The organism is Halomarina rubra (genome assembly GCF_023699475.1).
Taxonomy (GTDB): Archaea; Halobacteriota; Halobacteria; order Halobacteriales; family Haloarculaceae; genus Halomarina; species Halomarina rubra.
The window spans coordinates 456,757-472,278 of the sequence record NZ_JALXFV010000008.1; the positions used below are offsets into that span (position 1 = coordinate 456,757).

Annotated in this window: 18 protein-coding genes and 1 tRNA gene; 9 read left to right on the forward strand and 10 right to left on the reverse strand. The window is 68.1% G+C overall.

Going from position 1 to position 15,522, the window contains the following annotated elements:
• Window positions 1–132: 132 nt before the first annotated feature.
• Together M1L36_RS17310 and M1L36_RS17315 are read right to left on the reverse strand one after the other, a co-directional pair.
• Window positions 133–2,409, reverse strand: coding sequence for a CDC48 family AAA ATPase (locus M1L36_RS17310; RefSeq protein ID WP_250874988.1), 2,277 nt, complete (start codon window positions 2,407–2,409; stop codon window positions 133–135).
• Entirely contained in the window at window positions 2,406–2,639 is a 234-nt protein-coding gene (locus M1L36_RS17315; RefSeq protein WP_250874989.1) for a DUF7127 family protein, read from the reverse strand. Before M1L36_RS17315 ends, M1L36_RS17310 begins: the two co-directional genes overlap by 4 nt.
• 266 nt (window positions 2,640–2,905) lie before the next feature.
• On the opposite strand from M1L36_RS17315, the gene M1L36_RS17320 reads away from it, so the two are divergent.
• Window positions 2,906–3,676, forward strand: a complete 771-nt coding sequence (locus M1L36_RS17320; RefSeq protein WP_250874990.1) for an alpha/beta fold hydrolase — start codon at window positions 2,906–2,908, stop codon at window positions 3,674–3,676.
• A gap of 84 nt (window positions 3,677–3,760) precedes the next feature.
• Here the strand turns inward: M1L36_RS17320 and M1L36_RS17325 are convergent, their stop codons facing one another.
• Window positions 3,761–4,693 carry a DNA-3-methyladenine glycosylase family protein gene (locus M1L36_RS17325; RefSeq protein WP_250874991.1) on the reverse strand — a complete coding sequence of 311 codons (933 nt, stop codon included), beginning with the start codon at window positions 4,691–4,693 and terminating at the stop codon, window positions 3,761–3,763.
• Window positions 4,694–4,875: 182 nt separating this feature from the next.
• Window positions 4,876–5,682, reverse strand: coding sequence for a 3-methyl-2-oxobutanoate hydroxymethyltransferase (panB, locus tag M1L36_RS17330; RefSeq protein WP_250874992.1), 807 nt, complete (start codon window positions 5,680–5,682; stop codon window positions 4,876–4,878).
• 140 nt (window positions 5,683–5,822) lie between these two features.
• On the opposite strand from panB, the gene M1L36_RS17335 reads away from it, so the two are divergent.
• Window positions 5,823–6,017: a DUF5822 domain-containing protein gene (locus M1L36_RS17335; RefSeq protein ID WP_305794596.1), complete on the forward strand. Its 195-nt coding sequence runs from the start codon at window positions 5,823–5,825 to the stop codon at window positions 6,015–6,017.
• A 12-nt stretch (window positions 6,018–6,029) separates the two neighbouring features.
• Here M1L36_RS17335 and M1L36_RS17340 read toward each other — a convergent pair whose 3' ends face one another.
• From M1L36_RS17340 to M1L36_RS17350, 3 genes are all read right to left on the reverse strand, one after another.
• A complete protein-coding gene (locus M1L36_RS17340; RefSeq protein WP_250874994.1) occupies window positions 6,030–6,575 on the reverse strand; it encodes an HAD family hydrolase in 546 nt (181 codons plus the stop codon).
• Window positions 6,572–6,979 carry a DUF7522 family protein gene (locus M1L36_RS17345; protein WP_250874995.1) on the reverse strand — a complete coding sequence of 136 codons (408 nt, stop codon included), beginning with the start codon at window positions 6,977–6,979 and terminating at the stop codon, window positions 6,572–6,574. The genes M1L36_RS17340 and M1L36_RS17345 overlap by 4 nt, the downstream gene beginning before the upstream one ends.
• A 90-nt stretch (window positions 6,980–7,069) precedes the next feature.
• Complete coding sequence (locus M1L36_RS17350) at window positions 7,070–8,203, reverse strand: acyl-CoA dehydrogenase family protein (RefSeq protein ID WP_250874996.1); 1,134 nt, start codon at window positions 8,201–8,203, stop codon at window positions 7,070–7,072.
• A 142-nt stretch (window positions 8,204–8,345) separates the two neighbouring features.
• On the opposite strand from M1L36_RS17350, the gene M1L36_RS17355 reads away from it, so the two are divergent.
• A complete protein-coding gene (locus tag M1L36_RS17355) occupies window positions 8,346–8,711 on the forward strand; it encodes an ArsR/SmtB family transcription factor (protein ID WP_250874997.1) in 366 nt (121 codons plus the stop codon).
• Between the two features lie 21 nt (window positions 8,712–8,732).
• On the opposite strand, the gene M1L36_RS17360 is transcribed toward M1L36_RS17355, so the two are convergent.
• Both M1L36_RS17360 and M1L36_RS17365 read right to left on the reverse strand, forming a co-directional pair.
• Complete coding sequence (locus M1L36_RS17360) at window positions 8,733–9,986, reverse strand: alanyl-tRNA editing protein (protein WP_250874998.1); 1,254 nt, start codon at window positions 9,984–9,986, stop codon at window positions 8,733–8,735.
• 104 nt (window positions 9,987–10,090) lie between these two features.
• Window positions 10,091–10,612, reverse strand: a complete 522-nt coding sequence (locus M1L36_RS17365) for a helix-turn-helix domain-containing protein (RefSeq protein ID WP_250874999.1) — start codon at window positions 10,610–10,612, stop codon at window positions 10,091–10,093.
• A gap of 185 nt (window positions 10,613–10,797) precedes the next feature.
• Between M1L36_RS17365 and M1L36_RS17370 the strand changes: the two genes are divergently transcribed.
• From M1L36_RS17370 to M1L36_RS17385, 4 genes are all read left to right on the forward strand, one after another.
• Window positions 10,798–10,882, forward strand: a tRNA-Leu gene (locus M1L36_RS17370).
• Window positions 10,883–11,235: 353 nt separating this feature from the next.
• Window positions 11,236–11,799: a DUF420 domain-containing protein gene (locus tag M1L36_RS17375; RefSeq protein WP_250875000.1), complete on the forward strand. Its 564-nt coding sequence runs from the start codon at window positions 11,236–11,238 to the stop codon at window positions 11,797–11,799.
• A gap of 74 nt (window positions 11,800–11,873) precedes the next feature.
• On the forward strand, window positions 11,874–12,320 hold the full coding sequence (locus M1L36_RS17380) for a cupin domain-containing protein (RefSeq protein ID WP_250875001.1): 447 nt from the start codon (window positions 11,874–11,876) through the stop codon (window positions 12,318–12,320).
• A gap of 51 nt (window positions 12,321–12,371) precedes the next feature.
• Entirely contained in the window at window positions 12,372–12,680 is a 309-nt protein-coding gene (locus M1L36_RS17385; protein WP_250875002.1) for a DUF5785 family protein, read from the forward strand.
• Window positions 12,681–12,877: 197 nt separating this feature from the next.
• On the opposite strand, the gene M1L36_RS17390 is transcribed toward M1L36_RS17385, so the two are convergent.
• On the reverse strand, window positions 12,878–13,054 hold the full coding sequence (locus tag M1L36_RS17390) for a hypothetical protein (RefSeq protein ID WP_250875003.1): 177 nt from the start codon (window positions 13,052–13,054) through the stop codon (window positions 12,878–12,880).
• Window positions 13,055–13,224: 170 nt separating this feature from the next.
• Here M1L36_RS17390 and M1L36_RS17395 point away from each other — a divergent pair, with 170 nt between their 5' ends.
• Together M1L36_RS17395 and M1L36_RS17400 are read left to right on the forward strand one after the other, a co-directional pair.
• Window positions 13,225–13,983, forward strand: a complete 759-nt coding sequence (locus tag M1L36_RS17395) for a GTP cyclohydrolase III (RefSeq protein WP_250875004.1) — start codon at window positions 13,225–13,227, stop codon at window positions 13,981–13,983.
• A 140-nt stretch (window positions 13,984–14,123) separates the two neighbouring features.
• On the forward strand, window positions 14,124–15,497 hold the full coding sequence (locus tag M1L36_RS17400) for an ABC transporter substrate-binding protein (RefSeq protein ID WP_250875005.1): 1,374 nt from the start codon (window positions 14,124–14,126) through the stop codon (window positions 15,495–15,497).
• Window positions 15,498–15,522: the final 25 nt, after the last annotated feature.

A 15,522-nucleotide genomic window follows, 5' to 3' on the forward strand; every position in this document is an offset into this window, starting at 1 on the left:
CCGGCGCGTCCGGCCTTTATCGTGCCATTGTGAGACGCTTCGCGTCTCACAGGCTCCCAGGTCCTTCGGACGCTGGGAGAGGGCTTTGCGCCGAGCGGTGGCGCTTCGCGCCACCCGAGGCGGAAAACGGTGCTATTGGAAGGTTCTGCTGACCTGTTCGCGGTCCTCGGGCGACTCCCCGGAGTTGAACCGCTCTTCGATCTCGTCGTAGCGCTGGCGGGTCTCCTCGGTGACCGAGGCGCGCACCTCCTCCAGCGCCTGCTCGAAGTGGTCCATCGTGATGCGGACGTTGCCGACCGAACCCTCGATGTTCTCCTTGGTCGCGTCGTCCATCGATGTGATGAACTCGCGGGTGGCGACGAGCGCCGCCTCGCGGGCGACCGCCTCGATGTCCGCGCCGACGTACCCCTCGGTCTGACGAGCCAGCTTGTCGAGGTCGACGTCGTCTGCGAGCGGTTTCCGCTCGGTGTGGACCTGGAAGATGGCCCGGCGGGCGTCCTCGTCCGGGACGGGGACGTGGACGTGGCGGTCCAGTCGCCCGGGGCGCAGCAGCGCCGAGTCGATGAGGTCCGGCCGGTTCGTCGCGGCGACGACCACGACGTCCTCCAGCTCTTCGAGGCCGTCGAGTTCGGTCAGCAGTTGGGAGACGACGCGTTCGCCGACGCCCGAGTCGCTCATGTTGCGACCGCGCTGGCCGGCCATCGAGTCGATCTCGTCGAAGAACACCACGGTGGGTGCGTTCGAGCGAGCCTTCTCGAAGACGTCACGGACGCCCTTCTCGGACTCCCCGACGAACTTGTTGAGCAGTTCGGGCCCCTTGATGGAGATGAAGTTCGAGTTGGCCTCGTTGGCGACCGCTTTCGCGAGCAGCGTCTTCCCGGTCCCCGGCGGGCCGTACAGCAGGACGCCCTTCGCGGCCTCCATATCCATCGCCTCGAACACCTCGGGGAAGTCGAGCGGCCACTGGATGGTCTCGCGGAGGCGTTCTTTCGTGTCCTCCAGCCCACCGACGCGTTCCCAGGTGACGTCGGGCACCTCGACGAACACCTCCCGCAGCGCGCTGGGGGTGATGCCTTTCAGCGCCTCGCGGAAGTCGTTCTCGGTGACCCGTAACGATTCGAGGACTTCGGCGTCGATCTCGTCCTGTTCGAGGTCGAGGTCCGGGCGGATGCGCCGGAGCGCGTTCATCGCGGCCTCCTTGGTCAGCGATTCGAGGTCCGCACCGACGAACCCGTGGGTGTTCTCCGCGTAGGTGCCGAGGTCGATGTCGTCGGCGAGCGGCATGCCGCGGGTGTGGACCTGCATGATCTCCAGGCGACCCTCCTTGTCCGGGACGCCGATCTCGATCTCGCGGTCGAACCGACCGCCACGGCGCAGCGCCGGGTCGAGCGCGTCGACGCGGTTGGTCGCGCCGATGACGGTCACCTGCCCGCGCTCTTCGAGGCCGTCCATGAGCGAGAGGAGCTGGGCGACGACGCGGCGCTCGACGTCGCCGCTGGTCTCGCCACGTTTGGGCGCGATGGAGTCGAGTTCGTCGATGAAGACGATGGCCGGCGCGTTCTCTTCGGCCTCCTCGAACACCTCACGGAGCTGTTCTTCGGACTCGCCGTAGTACTTCGACATGATCTCTGGGCCGGAGATGTCGGTGAAGTACGCGTCTATCTCGTTGGCGACGGCCTTCGCCATGAGCGTCTTCCCGGTGCCGGGTGGGCCGTGGAGCAGGACGCCTTTCGGCGGTTCGATGCCGAGTTGGCGGAACAGTTCGGGGTGGCGCATCGGCAACTCGATCATCTCCCGGACCTGTTCGAGTTCGCCGTCGAGCCCGCCGATGTCCTCGTAGGTCACCGAGGGCGACCCGCTGGTGGCGGTTGCGCTCCCGCCCGTCGATATCTGTTCGGCGGGCTTCTCGCTGACGTTGACCTCGGTGGAGTCGGTGACGACGACCGTGCCGTCGGGATTCGTCTCGGCTATCTTCAGCGGGATGCGCTGGCCGCTCATCGAGGAGAGCGGACCGAGTCCCAGCGAGAAGGGGACGGTCTGCCCCTTCGTGACGGCCTGCCCGCTGAGTTTGTCGCGGATGTGGCTGCCGATGTTCCCGCGGATGCGGAGGTTCTGGGGGAGCGCGACGGTCACCTGCTTTGCGGGTTTGACGTCGGCCTTCTCCACCTCGACACGGTCGTCGATGCCGACGCCGGCCTCCTGGCGGAGGCGGCCGTCGATGCGGATGACGCCGTCGTCCTCGTCCTCGGGGTAGCCCGGCCAGACGCGCGCGACCGCACGCCCGTCGGAACCGCTAATGAGGATGTAGTCCCCGTTCTCGAGGTCGAGGTCGTCCATCGCGGCGCGGTCGATGGCCGCGAGGCCCCGTCCGGCGTCCTTCTGTTTCAGGGGTTTGACGGTGAGTTTCATTGGCTCACTTCGACGGTGACGACGCCGTTTTTGATAAACGCTTGCGCGCGGCCGGCCGGAACCGAGAACTCGTACTGGTCGTCGCCGACGACGACCATCACCGTCCCGTCGACCACGTCAACGTCCGCGTCGACCCCAGCACCCAGGTCCGCAGCGAACACGGTCCGGTCGCTGTAGTCGTACCGGCGAAGCGGTCCATCGCCCTCGGAGATGCGTTGCTGATTGGTCATGTACTAACCACAGGTTAGCGCGTTTAGTATTTAAGGCTGTCGCAGAAGAACCGACCGACGGCACTCGGACGCTCGCGAGCGGTCGTCTCGTGGTTCCGGTGACGACCGGGGGTACATTCAGGCTGGCGGTGGGGGTAACTGTCGCCGATTGGCTACGGAGGTCGCGCCGCGGGCGAGGCGAGTGCGCCACCTGGGTACCCGGGTCGTTCGACCGGGACGGCGTCGGAACGTCGGGGCTTTTCATGGCTCGCTCCCGTGGGGCCGCTATGGAACGGGTCGCCCACGACGGACGGACGACGGCGTATCGACAGACGGCCTTCGGCGAGGGGGTCCCCACGCTGTTCGTTCACGGCAGCGGCGGCGCACACTCGGTCTGGGTCCACCAGTACGGTCGGCAGGGCCCGGACGGCCCCTCCGTCGCCCTCGACCTGAGCGGCCACGGCGAGAGCGAGGACGTCGACACCGACCCGGGACCGGAGACGATGGCGGCGTACGCCGACGACGTGGTCGCCGTCGCCCGGGAGACCGGCGCACGAGTCCTCGTCGGAAACTCACTCGGCGGGGCGGTCGCGCTCACCGTCGCGCTGGACCGCGACCTGGACCTCGACGGACTCGTCGTGACCGGGAGCGGTGCGAAACTCGGCGTTGGCGAGGAGCTACTGGGGATGCTCGACGAGGACTTCGACGCGGCCGTCGAGACGCTCCACGGCCCGGACCTGCTGTTCCACGACGCCGACGAGGAGACGCGGGCCGCGTCGATAGCGTCGCTGGAGGCGAGCGGCCGGGCGGTCACCGAACGCGACTTCCGCACCTGCGACGCGTTCGACGTGCGGGACCGCCTCGACGAGGTGACGGTCCCCGCGCTGGCGCTGACGGGCGAACACGACCGGCTCACTCCGCCGTCGTTCCACGAGTACCTCGCCGCTGAACTCCCGGACTGTACCGCGGCGACGGTCCCCGACGCCGCCCACCTCTCGATGCTCGAACGACCCAGTGACTGGAACGACCTGGTCGGGCCGTTCCTCACGGACCGCTGACCGCTGCGGTCGGTGGCTCCGAACGGCGACGCCGCTCGACAGCTTCACACCGTGGCGTCGCTCGACGACTCGAAAGTGACGCACTCAGAGCGTGGGTGCTTCGTCCCGCCGCGCCGCCCACGTCGTGAGGTAGTGCGCCCAGTAGCCAGAACACCGGCCGTAGCGCTCGCCGAGGCGTTCGAGGTGGTCGTCGGAGGCTTCGGGGAGGCCGTACAGCTCTTCGACGGCCGCCCGCAGGCCGGGGTCGTGGAGCGGCGGGCGGTCCGTGCGGCCGAAACCGTGGACGGCGACGTACTCCGCGGCCCACGCGTCGAACCCCCAGATGGACTCCAGGCGGTCGAGCAGTTCGGGGGTGTCCAGGGTCGAGAGCGCGCTGGTGGCGAACGCCTCGGCCGTCGCGACCAGCGTCCGCGCTTTGTGCTCGGGAAACAGCCTCTCGACGACGGGTGCACCCGTCAACAGGAGTCGCGGCGTCGGGAACAGGAACAGTGAGTCGGTGTGCGTCGACCCACCGTCGGCAGCGACGTCGGAGCCGTCGTAGTCGGGCGGTGGCCGCTCGACGACGCGCCCGACCGACGTGACGAGTTCGCGGCGCTGCTCTCGGACGACGTCGGTCGGCGTGCCGCGCGCGAGCGCGGCCCAGCAGGCCGCCTCGAAGGGCGTGGGGAACCGGACCTGGTGGTAGCCGTCGAGCGTGTCGAGGACGCGACGGAACGGCGGGTCGTCGGCCGCCGCCGCGTACAGCGGTTCGAGGTCGTCCGAGAGCGAGAGGAACGCTCCCAGCCAGTCCGCGACCACGCGGTCGTCACCCGACTCCTCTATCCACTCGACCGTCGCGTCGAGGGTCGTCGTGTCCCGGCCCTCGCGGACCGTGGCGAGGAACGGTCGCTCCTCGGCGAACCCGCCGACGACGACGTCCTCGTCACTGCACACTCGCTCGTCCGCACAGGGGTCGAACCCCGATAATGTCCGCAACGACTGCTCGAAGTCGTACGGTTCGGTCGCGTGCAGTTCCATGGTGGGACCGACACGGGACAGTCAGATAAGTGTCGCCCCCAACCCCACACGATACGGCAACGTAGGTGGGGTGTCGACGGGTACTTTGCCGTGTTTACAGTTCAACGTCGCGGTGGGGTGCGGTCGGGGGCTCCCGCCGCGTTTCGACGGTGAGACGCTCGCCGTCGGGCGTCGGCGACCGGTCAGTAGATGTCGTCGAGTTCTGCCTGGGTGTGGCTGTGTTCGTCGGCGGGGAACTCCCCGGCCTCGACGGCGGCCTTGTAGTCCTCGACGGCGCGTTGCATCTCCCCGCGGACGTCGCCGAACGCCTTCCCGAACGGGGCGACGCGCTCGGAGAGGCCGACGACCTCGTCGACGACGAGCACCTGACCGTCGCAGTCCGGGCCAGCGCCGATGCCGATGGTGGGGATGTCGAGGCGTTCGGTGACGATGCGCCCGAGGTTTGCCGGGATGTGTTCGAGTACGAGCGAGAACGCGCCGGCCTCCTCGTGGGCCTCCGCGAGGTCGACGATGGCTCGGGCGCTCTCCTCGTCGGTCCCCTGGCGGAACAGACCGGTCTCGTTCTCACCCTGTGGCGTCAACCCGAGATGGGCCTGGACGGGGATGCCCAACTGCGTCAGTCGGCGGGTCAGCTCGACGGTGTGCTCGCCACACTCCAGTTTGACCGCGTCGGCGTCGGCCTCCTTCAGCATCCGCCCGCAGTTCTCGATGGAGGTGGCCTCGTCGACGCCGAACGAGAGGAACGGCATGTCGGCGACGACCAGCGCGTTCTCGGTGACGCGACTCACGGCGGCGGTCCTGCTCAGCACGTCCTCGACGGTGACCGGGAGCGTCGACTCGTGACCCAGTCGGAGGTTGCCCATCGAGTCGCCCACGAGGATCATGTCGATACCCGCCTCGTCGACGACGGCGGCGTCGGGCGCGTTGTACGCCGTCAGCATCGTGATAGGCTCCTCGCCGGCCTTCTCGCGGATGTCCTTTGCCCGCATACCTCGCGGTCGGTCGGGGGCCCTGATAAAGCCGGCCACTCCGGGTGGACAACGAACGGTTCATGTCCGCCCCACCGAAACGACGAGGCGTGCCACACGTCGAGCGTACCGACCCCGACGGCGTCGACTACGGGTGGGTGATGCAGACGACGTTCGTCGTCGCCATCGCCGTCGGCGCACCGCTCGTCGCGCTCGCCTCCCTGTTCGTCCCGTCGCTGGGGACGTGGGCGGCCCGCGCGGAGTTCGCCATCCGTGTCGGGGCCGTCCTCTGGGTCGTCATCGCCCTCTCCGTCTTCCTCTACGCCCGTTCGCGGGTCGACGCGACGACGGACTGACCGCCACGCGCTCTACTCCGTCTCGACCCACTCGAACGCCGTGCCAGCGCGCCGAGCGGTCCGCTCGTCCCGTTCGGAGTCGCCGACGAACAGCGTCCGTTCGGGGGTGGCGTCGAGCGCCCGTACCGTCGCCAACAGCGGTTCGGGGTCGGGTTTCTCCGTCGCTACCGAGTCGCGACCGACGACGACGCGGACGTGGTCGTCGAGGCCGTGAGTGTCGAGGGCGATGCGGCAGGCCGCCGCGCAGTTGAGCGAGCAGACGCCGACGGGCACCGAGAGCGGGAGGTCGTCCGCCCGCGGGAGTCGTTCGGAGCGCCGCGCGCCGTCGCGTTCGTGGTCGGCGATGACCGCCTCGACGGCGTCGTGGTGACCGGTCTCCTTGGCGTGCTGGAGCATCGCCCAGAGGTCGTCTGGCGGGGTCGCCCCGCGCTCGCGGAGCGTCGCCGCGACGTCCGTGGCGACGCGAGACCAGTCCACGAGGAGTCTCACGAGCGTCCCGTCGAGGTCGTAGACGACGGCGTCGTAGTGACCCGCCTCGTCCGGTGGAGTCGGGGTCACGAGTGGACGATGTCTTCGACGGCCTCGATGACGGCCGTCGCCGGCGCGTCGGGGGCGAGCGCGAGGAACAGTCCTTCGCCTTCGGCGACGACGCGGACCGCGATGAGGTTCTCCATGTACGTCGTCAGGGCGCGCGTCCGCCCCGAGTCGACGAACAGTTCCTCGAACAGTTCGCGTTCGGTGAAGTCGAGGTAGACGTAGGAGTGCACCCCCGAGAAGTGGTCGTGCATAGCTTCGTCGTCGGGGTACCGGTCGGCGACGACGTCAGCGCAGTACAGCACCTCGAACGCCGCCCGGTCGTACTCCACGACGAGCAGGAGGTCCGCACCGGCGACCGCCAGCGCGCCCTCCACCGCCCGCTTCGCGTCGAAGCTCACGACGGACGGGTCGTTCATCACGGGCATGCGTTCAGGTTCGACCGATTCACGATAAACGTTCTCGTCCGACGCATAGACCCGTCGAACGCGGGTACCGTCGCCGGCCGCTGACGGTCCTCAGTCGAGGAGACTGCGCGCGATGATGGTCTTCTGAATCTGGCTGGTGCCCTCGTAGATGGTGAGGATCTTCGCGTCGCGGTAGAGCCGTTCGACGTCGAACTCGCGAGTGTAGCCGTAGCCGCCGTGAATCTGGACGGCCTCGTTGGTCACGTCCATCGCGGTCTCGCTCGCGGTGTACTTCGCCATGCTCGCCGCCGTCGGGAAGCCGTCGGTCCCCTCGGCCTTCTGCCGGGCGGCGTCGTGGACGAGCAGGCGACTGGCCTGCGTGTTCGTGTGCATGTCGGCGAGTTTGTGGCGAATCGACTGGATGTCCGCGATGGGGCCGTCGAACTGCTCGCGTTCCTGCGCGTAGTCGACCGCCCGGTCGAGGGCGTCCTGTGCGAGACCGACCGACTGGGCGGCGATGCCGATGCGGCCGCCCGTGAGGATGGAGAGCGCCGACGACAGCCCCTCACCCTCCGGGGTGAGGCGGTTCTCCGCGGGGATTCGGACGTCGTCGAAGGTGAGACTCGTCGTGTCGCTCGCTCGCAACCCAAGTTTCTCCTCGGGTTCGCCGACCGAGAGGCCGTCGACGTCGCCGGGGACGACGAACTGGGTTATCTCGCCGGGAGCGGTCTTCGCGAAGACGATGTAGACGCCCGCGCGTCGGCCGTTCGTGATCCACTGCTTGTCGCCGTCGATGACGTACTCGTCGCCCGCGGGTCCGCTGACCCGTTCGGCCGTGGTGGTCATCTGGGCGGGGTTCGACCCCGCGCCGGGTTCGGAGAGACAGAACGCGCCGACGGGTCGGCCCGACACCATCTCGGGGAGCCAGCGCTCTTTCTGCGCTTCGTCGCCGAACTCCGCGATACACGACGTGGCGAGGCAGTGGACCGACAGCGCGGTCGCGACTGCGAGCGTCCCGTAGGCGACCGCCTCGTTGACGACGGCGTAGGTGACGGGGTCGGCGTCGAACCCGCCGTACTCCTCGGGGACGGTCAGGCCGGTCAGGTCTAACTCCGCTAGACCGTCCCACACCTCCTCGGGGAACTCCTCGTTCGCGTCGCACTCTTCGGCGACGGGTTGTATCTCCTCGACCGCGAACTCCCGGACCACGTTCCGGATGGCCTCCTGCTCGGCCGTCAGTTGCATACGAGGGGGTCCGACGGCGGTCCGCAAAAATCGCCCGTTCCGTGGTGGGGTGTATCGGTCGGGTCACGGACAGGACTGGACTCCAGTAACGGAGCCGAAACGCGGGAGAAAGTACATCACGGCGGCGGACTCGCCGTGTCGTATGGCCGACACGACCGACCCCATCGAGGCGTTCGAGGCGCTGAGCGACGAGACGCGACTCGCCATCGTCCGGACGCTCGCGGAACGCCGCCGCGAATCCCCCGACGCGCCGACGCTGTCGTTCTCCGCGCTCCGCGAACGCGTCGGCGTCCGCGACTCGGGGACGTTCAACTACCACCTCGACCGCCTCCAGCAGACGTTCGTTCGCAAACGCGGCGACGGCTACGAACTCGACGCCGACGGGATGCGCCTCATCGACGTGCGCGAGGGGCGAATCGGACCAGGGGTCGCTGACGACGACGCGACCTGCCCGGTCTGTGGCGAGGCCGACTGCGACCGTGTCCACGTCCAGTTCGGGGCGTTCTGAGCCGTCGCCCGTCGCCGACACTCACTCCCCACGCAGGAACGCGACGACCGCCTCGGGGTCCGCCGACAGGCCGCCCCCCTGTGCGGCGGTGGGGGAGCCACCGCCGCCACCGCCGAACTGGTCGGTCACCTCGCTCACGACCTCGTTGGCGTCGGTCCCGCCGCTCGTCGCGACCGCTAGCGAGGAGTCCGCGACGAGCGCGACGACGTCGAGGCCGTCGCCGACGGTCCCGCGAGCACGGTCGGCCAGTGCGTTCGCGTCCAGTCCCTCGACGGTGCCGACGAGCCACGTCTCGCCGTCGCGTTCGACGGTCCGCTCGCGGAGGTCGGCGAGGCGCGCGCCGACGAGTTCCTCCCGGAGCGCGTCGCGTTCGGCGGCCGCCTCGTCGCGAGCGGTCCGTAGTCGCTCGATACCCTCTGGAACGTCCGCGAGCGGGGTGCCGAGGTCCGTCGCCGCGTCGAGCAGGGCGCGTTTCTCCGTCGCCCGACGGTCGATGGCCGTCGGGCCGACCGCGAACTCGACGCGCGTCAACCCCTCACCGGGGTTCGACCGGTCGAGGACGGTCACGGGGCCGACCTCCCGCGTGTTCGAGACGTGCGTCCCGCCGCAGGCCGCGACGTCCCAGTCACCGTCCGTGGTGTCGACGCCCGTCGCGTCGTCGGTCGGCGACTCTCGGACGCTCGTCGTCGCCGGGCCGACGGTGACGACCCGGACCGTCTCGGCGTCGAGACCCTCCTCGGTCTTGGTGTTGAACGCGATGTCCGGGAGCGCGAGCGCCTCCTCTCGTGGTAGCTCCGACCAAGAGACGGGGTGGGCCCCCCAGACGACGCGGTTGACGTGGCGTTCGAGGTCGACGAGCGCCGCGTCGTCGATGTCGGTCGGCGTCGAGAAGTCGACGCGGACCTTCTCGGGCGTGATGCCGAACCCGCCGTAGCCGAGGTCGTCGAACAGTCGTCGGCCCGCCCCGTAGAGCACGTGGCTCGCGGTGTGAGCGCGCATGCAGTACGTCCGGAACGCCTCGTCGACGACACAGTCCACGACGTCGCCCGCAGTGACGTCCGTCCCCTCGGGGTCGACGAGTCGGTGGACGACCTCGTCGTCGCGCGACTCGACGTGTGCGAGGGGGACGCCGTCGAGCGTGCCGCGGTCTGCGGGCTGCCCGCCCCCTTCGGGGTAGAAGTACGTCTCGGAGAGCACCACCTCGTCGTCGTCGCGACGCTCGACGCGCGCCTCGAAGCGAGTCGTGGACGGCTCCGCCGCGGCGAGTGATGACATAGCAAGGGAACCGAACCGGGGCGCAATGGTCGTTGTGGTCGCCCGTCGTCGCCCGGGTCGTCGGTAGAAGTCCACGACCGACCCGTCCGACGACCGCCCGTCGCTCAGTCCTCGGCGAGGTCGACGCCGAGGCGTTCTTCGAGCGCTTCGATGACCGACCCGCCGATACCGGCGCTGGTCGCCCGGCCCTGTTCGACGGCGACGACGTCGGCCTCGCGGACGCCGATGTCGCCGGCCAGGTCCGCCGAGGAGAGCTCCTCGGCCTCCCGCGCCTCGACCACCTTCCGTCCGTACCCTTTCACGAGGTACGGGAGCGGGTCGTCCTCGTAGTCCGCGCCGCCCTCCCAGTGAGAGGCGTCGCCTTTGCGTTTGTCGTCCATCCGGGCCTGTGCGCGGACGGCCTTGAGCTTCCGGTCGCGGGGGTCGTCGCCCGACGACTGGTCGCTCCGCTGGCCACCGCCGCCACCGCTTCGTGATTCACTGCTACCGTGTCGCCGACAGTCCGGACAGACCTGGAGGACGGCCCCCTCGACGTTCACGGCTTCGAGCGACCGTCCTTCGGCACCGCAGAGTTCGCAGGAGTCGGACTCCCGCGACCCGACGCCGCCAGTCGAGTACTTCGCCATACCCTCGTTGTGTCCTGACAGTATTTCAAACGTGCGCCCAGCGACGCGGTTTTCGAGAGCGTCGTCGTCGGGGACATCCGCCCTACCGACCCCGAACGATGGCGTGGGTTGTCGTCCCACTGGCCGAGTCAAACGGAAGGGCTTTTAATACCTGACCGGATACGAGTAAACGCACGACGAAGCGTGCGTGGGTAGCCAAGCCAGGCCAACGGCGCAGCGTTGAGGGCGCTGTCCTGTAGAGGTCCGCCGGTTCAAATCCGGTCCCACGCACTGATGGGACTCACCGTCCCCAAAGTGCACGGTGCTCGTCACAGTGACAGCACCCACGCATCATCCTTACCGAAACCACGCTCACCAGCCGAGAGTGTGCGCTGTCCTGTAGAGGTCCGCCGGTGAGCAGTCGGCTCGCCGACTGCGAACGCTGTCACGAGTGAGCGAGGCGAGCGAGTGACTGACGTTCGAATCCGGTCTCACGCTCCGGGTGACTCACCGTCCCGAAGTGCACGGTAGCACTGTGACAGCACCCACGCACCGTCCGCACCGAAGCGACCCCCCGAGAGCCACCGCTCCGTCGACCGACGGGAAGCGATACGACGATACCCCGGGCGCACCAACGAGGTGACATGGAGTTCCGCGCGAAAGAGCGCGTCCCGGTCCTCACCGGTGTTCTCAGCGTCGTCTCGCTCGCCCTCGTCTTCGCGGCGGTCGGTCGGGTGCTCCCGACCGGTCTCCTGCCGCGGTCGGAGTCGCTCATCGAACTGATCCCGCACCTCAACACCGTCATCAGCCTCACCGCCATCCTCACCATCCTCGCGGGGTGGCGCTGGATTCGACGCGACGACGTCGCGAAACACCGTCTCGCGATGCTGACGAGTTTCGCGCTGTTCGCGACGTTCCTCGTCCTCTACCTCTACCGGGTGAGTCTGGAGGGGCCGAGTGACTTCCCGGCGGCCGCTCCCGAGTCCGTCTACCTGTACGTCTACCTGCCGGTGCTCGCCGTCCACATCCTGCTCGCCATCGTCTGCGTGCCGCTGGTGTACTACGCGCTTCTGCTCGCGGCGACCCACACGCCCGCCGAACTCCGGCGGACGGCCCACAGGCGCGTCGGTCGCGTGGCGGCGTCGCTGTGGCTGGTGTCGTTCACGCTCGGCATCGTCGTCTACGCGATGCTGTACGTCGTCTTCTGAACGGAGCGGGTCGACGGACAGTCCCGGAACCGGTGTGACGACGTGGTTAACGTGAATTCCCACCTACAGGACTCATGAGTGCCACGAGAAGCGTCTCGACGACCGACCTCGAACTGACCGACAACTGGTACGCCGACGACCCGTCGGTCGCGTGGCGGGACAACTTCCCGTTCACGCCCGGTACGCCGGGGACGACCGGTGTCGTCGCCGAGTCGATGCTGGTGGTCTACGCGGAGTTCGACGCCGGAAAGGCGCTCGGCCGGCACACCGACAGCGCCGAAGAACTACTCGTCGTCCTCGACGGGACGCTCGAAGTCCAGGTCGGCGAGGAGCGCCGACGACTCGACGCAGGGGGGATGACACTCGTCCCGGAGACGGTTCCACACGAGGTCCGAAACGTCGGTGAGAGCCTCGCTCGGATGGTCGCCGTCTTCCCGACGACGGCCGTGACTTCGACGTTCGACGCACCGGTCATGCCGTTCGGCGAGACGACGTTCGCGTCCGGTGGCGGTGAGAACTGACCGGACGGCGGAGTGAGAACGTTTTTGCTACGCTTGCCCGACTATCCTGACATGGCAGACACGCAGTGGCCCCACGACCCCGACTCCGACGAGGGGAGCGAGGGCATGCGCAAGTACGGGCAGGCGATCCTCGCCAAGAAGGTGAACGAGGAGGAGGACTTCCCGCTCTCGCGCGAGGACTACGTCGAGCAGTACGGCGACCACCCGGTCCGCATCGACCACGAGACGGTCGTCTCCGTCGCCGACGTGTTCGAGCACGTCGTCCAGGAGGAGTACCAGGACTTCCCCGACTTCCACAAGGCCGTCGGCAGCGGGATGCGCGAGGCCGGCTACTGGTACTTCGACATCGACGACTACTGAGACCCCGTCGGCCGGGTCCCCTCGACACAGACCAGACGAGCGAACGCTCGCGCGATGGCGAGTCAAAGGGCGAGGAGAGCGGGCCCGTCCTCGAACCGACGACCCGTCGGCCGTCGTCACGCGACGTGGGTCCGGGTGGATGGCCCGCGACGACGGTGACGCGGTCCGGGTCGACGGCTCTGGACACGTCGGAACGTCTAGCTCGGGTCCGAGACGGCGTCGTCGACCTCGAAGGTCACCGCGCGGAGTCGCGGATTGTACTCCTCGTTGTCCTCGATGAACGCCCGGAGGTCTTCGAGCGTCAGGGTCGTCGATTCGGTGTCGGTGTTCGCGGGGTCGAGCGTGTATCGCCGACTGTAGTGTTTCACTGCCATCGGGTAGACGAACGTTCCGACTTCTACTTAGTCGCTTCCTGAATCGAACCCCAAAGCCATGAAAGTGTTAATACACCTAGCATCGGTTCGACCACCGGAACGGTTTCGCCACGGAGACGCGGTCGTCGTGAACCAACAGGGGCTTAATCGGTGGTTCTGTACTCACGACCGTGACGAACACGCAGGTCACCCTCGTCCAGATCGACAACTACGGACCGTGGACGGTGACCCCCGAACCCCGCCGGGAGGTCGACCTCCAGACGCTCCAGTCTCGCCTCTACGCCGACCTCTCACAGCTCATCGGCAACCGAGAGGGGTACACCTTCTTCACCCGCTTCGACAACATGGTGACGGTGACCAACGGCATCGACCGCGATGCGCACGCTCTCATCCAGGAGTCCGTCGCCAACCGGTACCCGGTGACTGTGAGTCTCGGCGTCGGCGTCGACCCCTCCCCCGCCGTCGCGCTCGGGGAGGCGACCGCCGCGATACAGGAGGGCGGGAGCGCACAGGACGCCAGTCGCCAGGAGATCCTCTCCGGCGAGTTCCTCTCGGAGTCCGACCGCACCGACGACGACGTCCAGATAGCGCACTTCGACGTCAACGACGCCACGGGGAAGTACACCGACCAGCTCAACGAGTTCGACACGTTCATCCACATCGAACAGGGCTACGCCGCGCTCATGCGCTACATGCGCGAGCAGCACGACTCGCTCTCCTTCTTCGTCGGCGGGGACAACGTCATCGCCGTCTGTCCGTCGCTCGGCGAGGCGGAGTACCAGGACGCCATCGAGGCCGTCCACGAGCGCGTCGAGGTCGAACTGAAGGTCGGCGTCGGTCGCCACCGGACCGCACAGGGCGCGGGCATGGCCGCGAAGCACGCTCTCGAGACCTGCCGCGACGACGGAACGGACGTCGAGTTCGCCTGAGCGACCCTCGGAGCCGTCGCGTCAGCGACATAATTTCCGTCGGGAATCGGTCGCAAGCCGGGTCGTTCTGCTTTTTTCAGTGAAATGCACTTTGTAATTACAGCCACATTTAAGAGGATTGGTTAGAATATTGGGAGAGTATGACACGCAAATTCGACAGGCGGAAGTTCCTCGTCAGTGCGGGTGCGACGGGGTCGCTGTTCCTCGCTGGCTGTCTCGGCGGTGACGACGGTGGCGACGGGACGACGGAAGGAACGGACGGCGGCGGCGGTGGTGCGACCACCGGCACCGGGACCGGCACCGAGTCGATGGGTAACGAGACCGGAACCGACGGCGGCGGCGGCGGCCCCGGCGGGGCCACCGACCGCACGCTCAGCCTCGGCGTCCTGATGCCGACGACGGGTGACCTGGCGAACCTCGGTCAGCCCATCCGCGACGGTGCTATCCTCCCACAGGCACAACTCGACGGGAACACGACGTTCACCATCGACGTCCAGGAGGCCGACACGCAGACCGACGCGAACGCGGGACAGGCCGCCGCGGAGAACCTGGTCAACGCCGGCTACCCGATGGTGACCGGCGCGGCGTCCTCGGCGGTGACCATCCAGGCCGCCCAGAACGTGTTCATCCCGAACAGTGTCGTCGCGTGCTCGCCGGCGAGCACCTCGCCGGCCATCACGGACCTCCAGGACAGCGGTCTCATCTACCGCACGCCACCTTCGGACGCGCTGCAGGGGCCCGTGCTCGCGCAGGTCGCGGCCGACAACCAGGGAGCGTCGTCCGCGTCGACGCTGTTCATCAACAACGACTACGGCCAGGCGCTCTCCGAGGCGTTCGCCGGAGCGTTCGAGGAGAACGGCGGCACCGTCCAACAGCAGGTGTCGTTCACGCCGGGGCAGTCGTCGTACACCTCGCGACTCCAGCAGGCGCTCGGGGACAGCCCCGACCTGATGCTCATCATCGGTTACCCGGAGTCCGGTGTCCAGATCTTCCGGGACTTCTACTCGAGCTTCAACCAGCCCGACCTGCCCATCCTGGTGACCGACGGGCTGCGCAGCGAGTCGCTCCCGGCGGACGTCGGCAACGAGATGGCGAACGTCCAGGGGACCGCACCGCTCGCGAGCGGACCCGGGAACGACTTCTTCACGCAGCTGTACAACGAGGAGTACGGTCGTGCTCCCGGTGTGTTCAACGCCCACGCCTACGACGCGTCGGCCTGCCTGCTCATCGCCAACGCCGCCGCGGGCGCGAACGACGGGGCAGCCATCGCCGAACAGATGCAGCCCATCAGCACCGGTGGCGAGGAGTTCGGCCCGGAGACGCTCGCCGAAGCGCTCGAAGCGGCCGCCAGCGGGACGGACGTCAACTACCAGGGTGCGTCCAGCGCCGTCGAGTTCGACGAGGCTGGTGACCTCGCGGCGGTCACCTACGAACTGTTCGGCTGGACCGAGTCCGGCGACACCGAGAGCGGCTACGCAATCGAGACCCTCGAGGAGATCGAAGCGAGCACCTGAGCCGGCCGACCACCACACTTTCTTC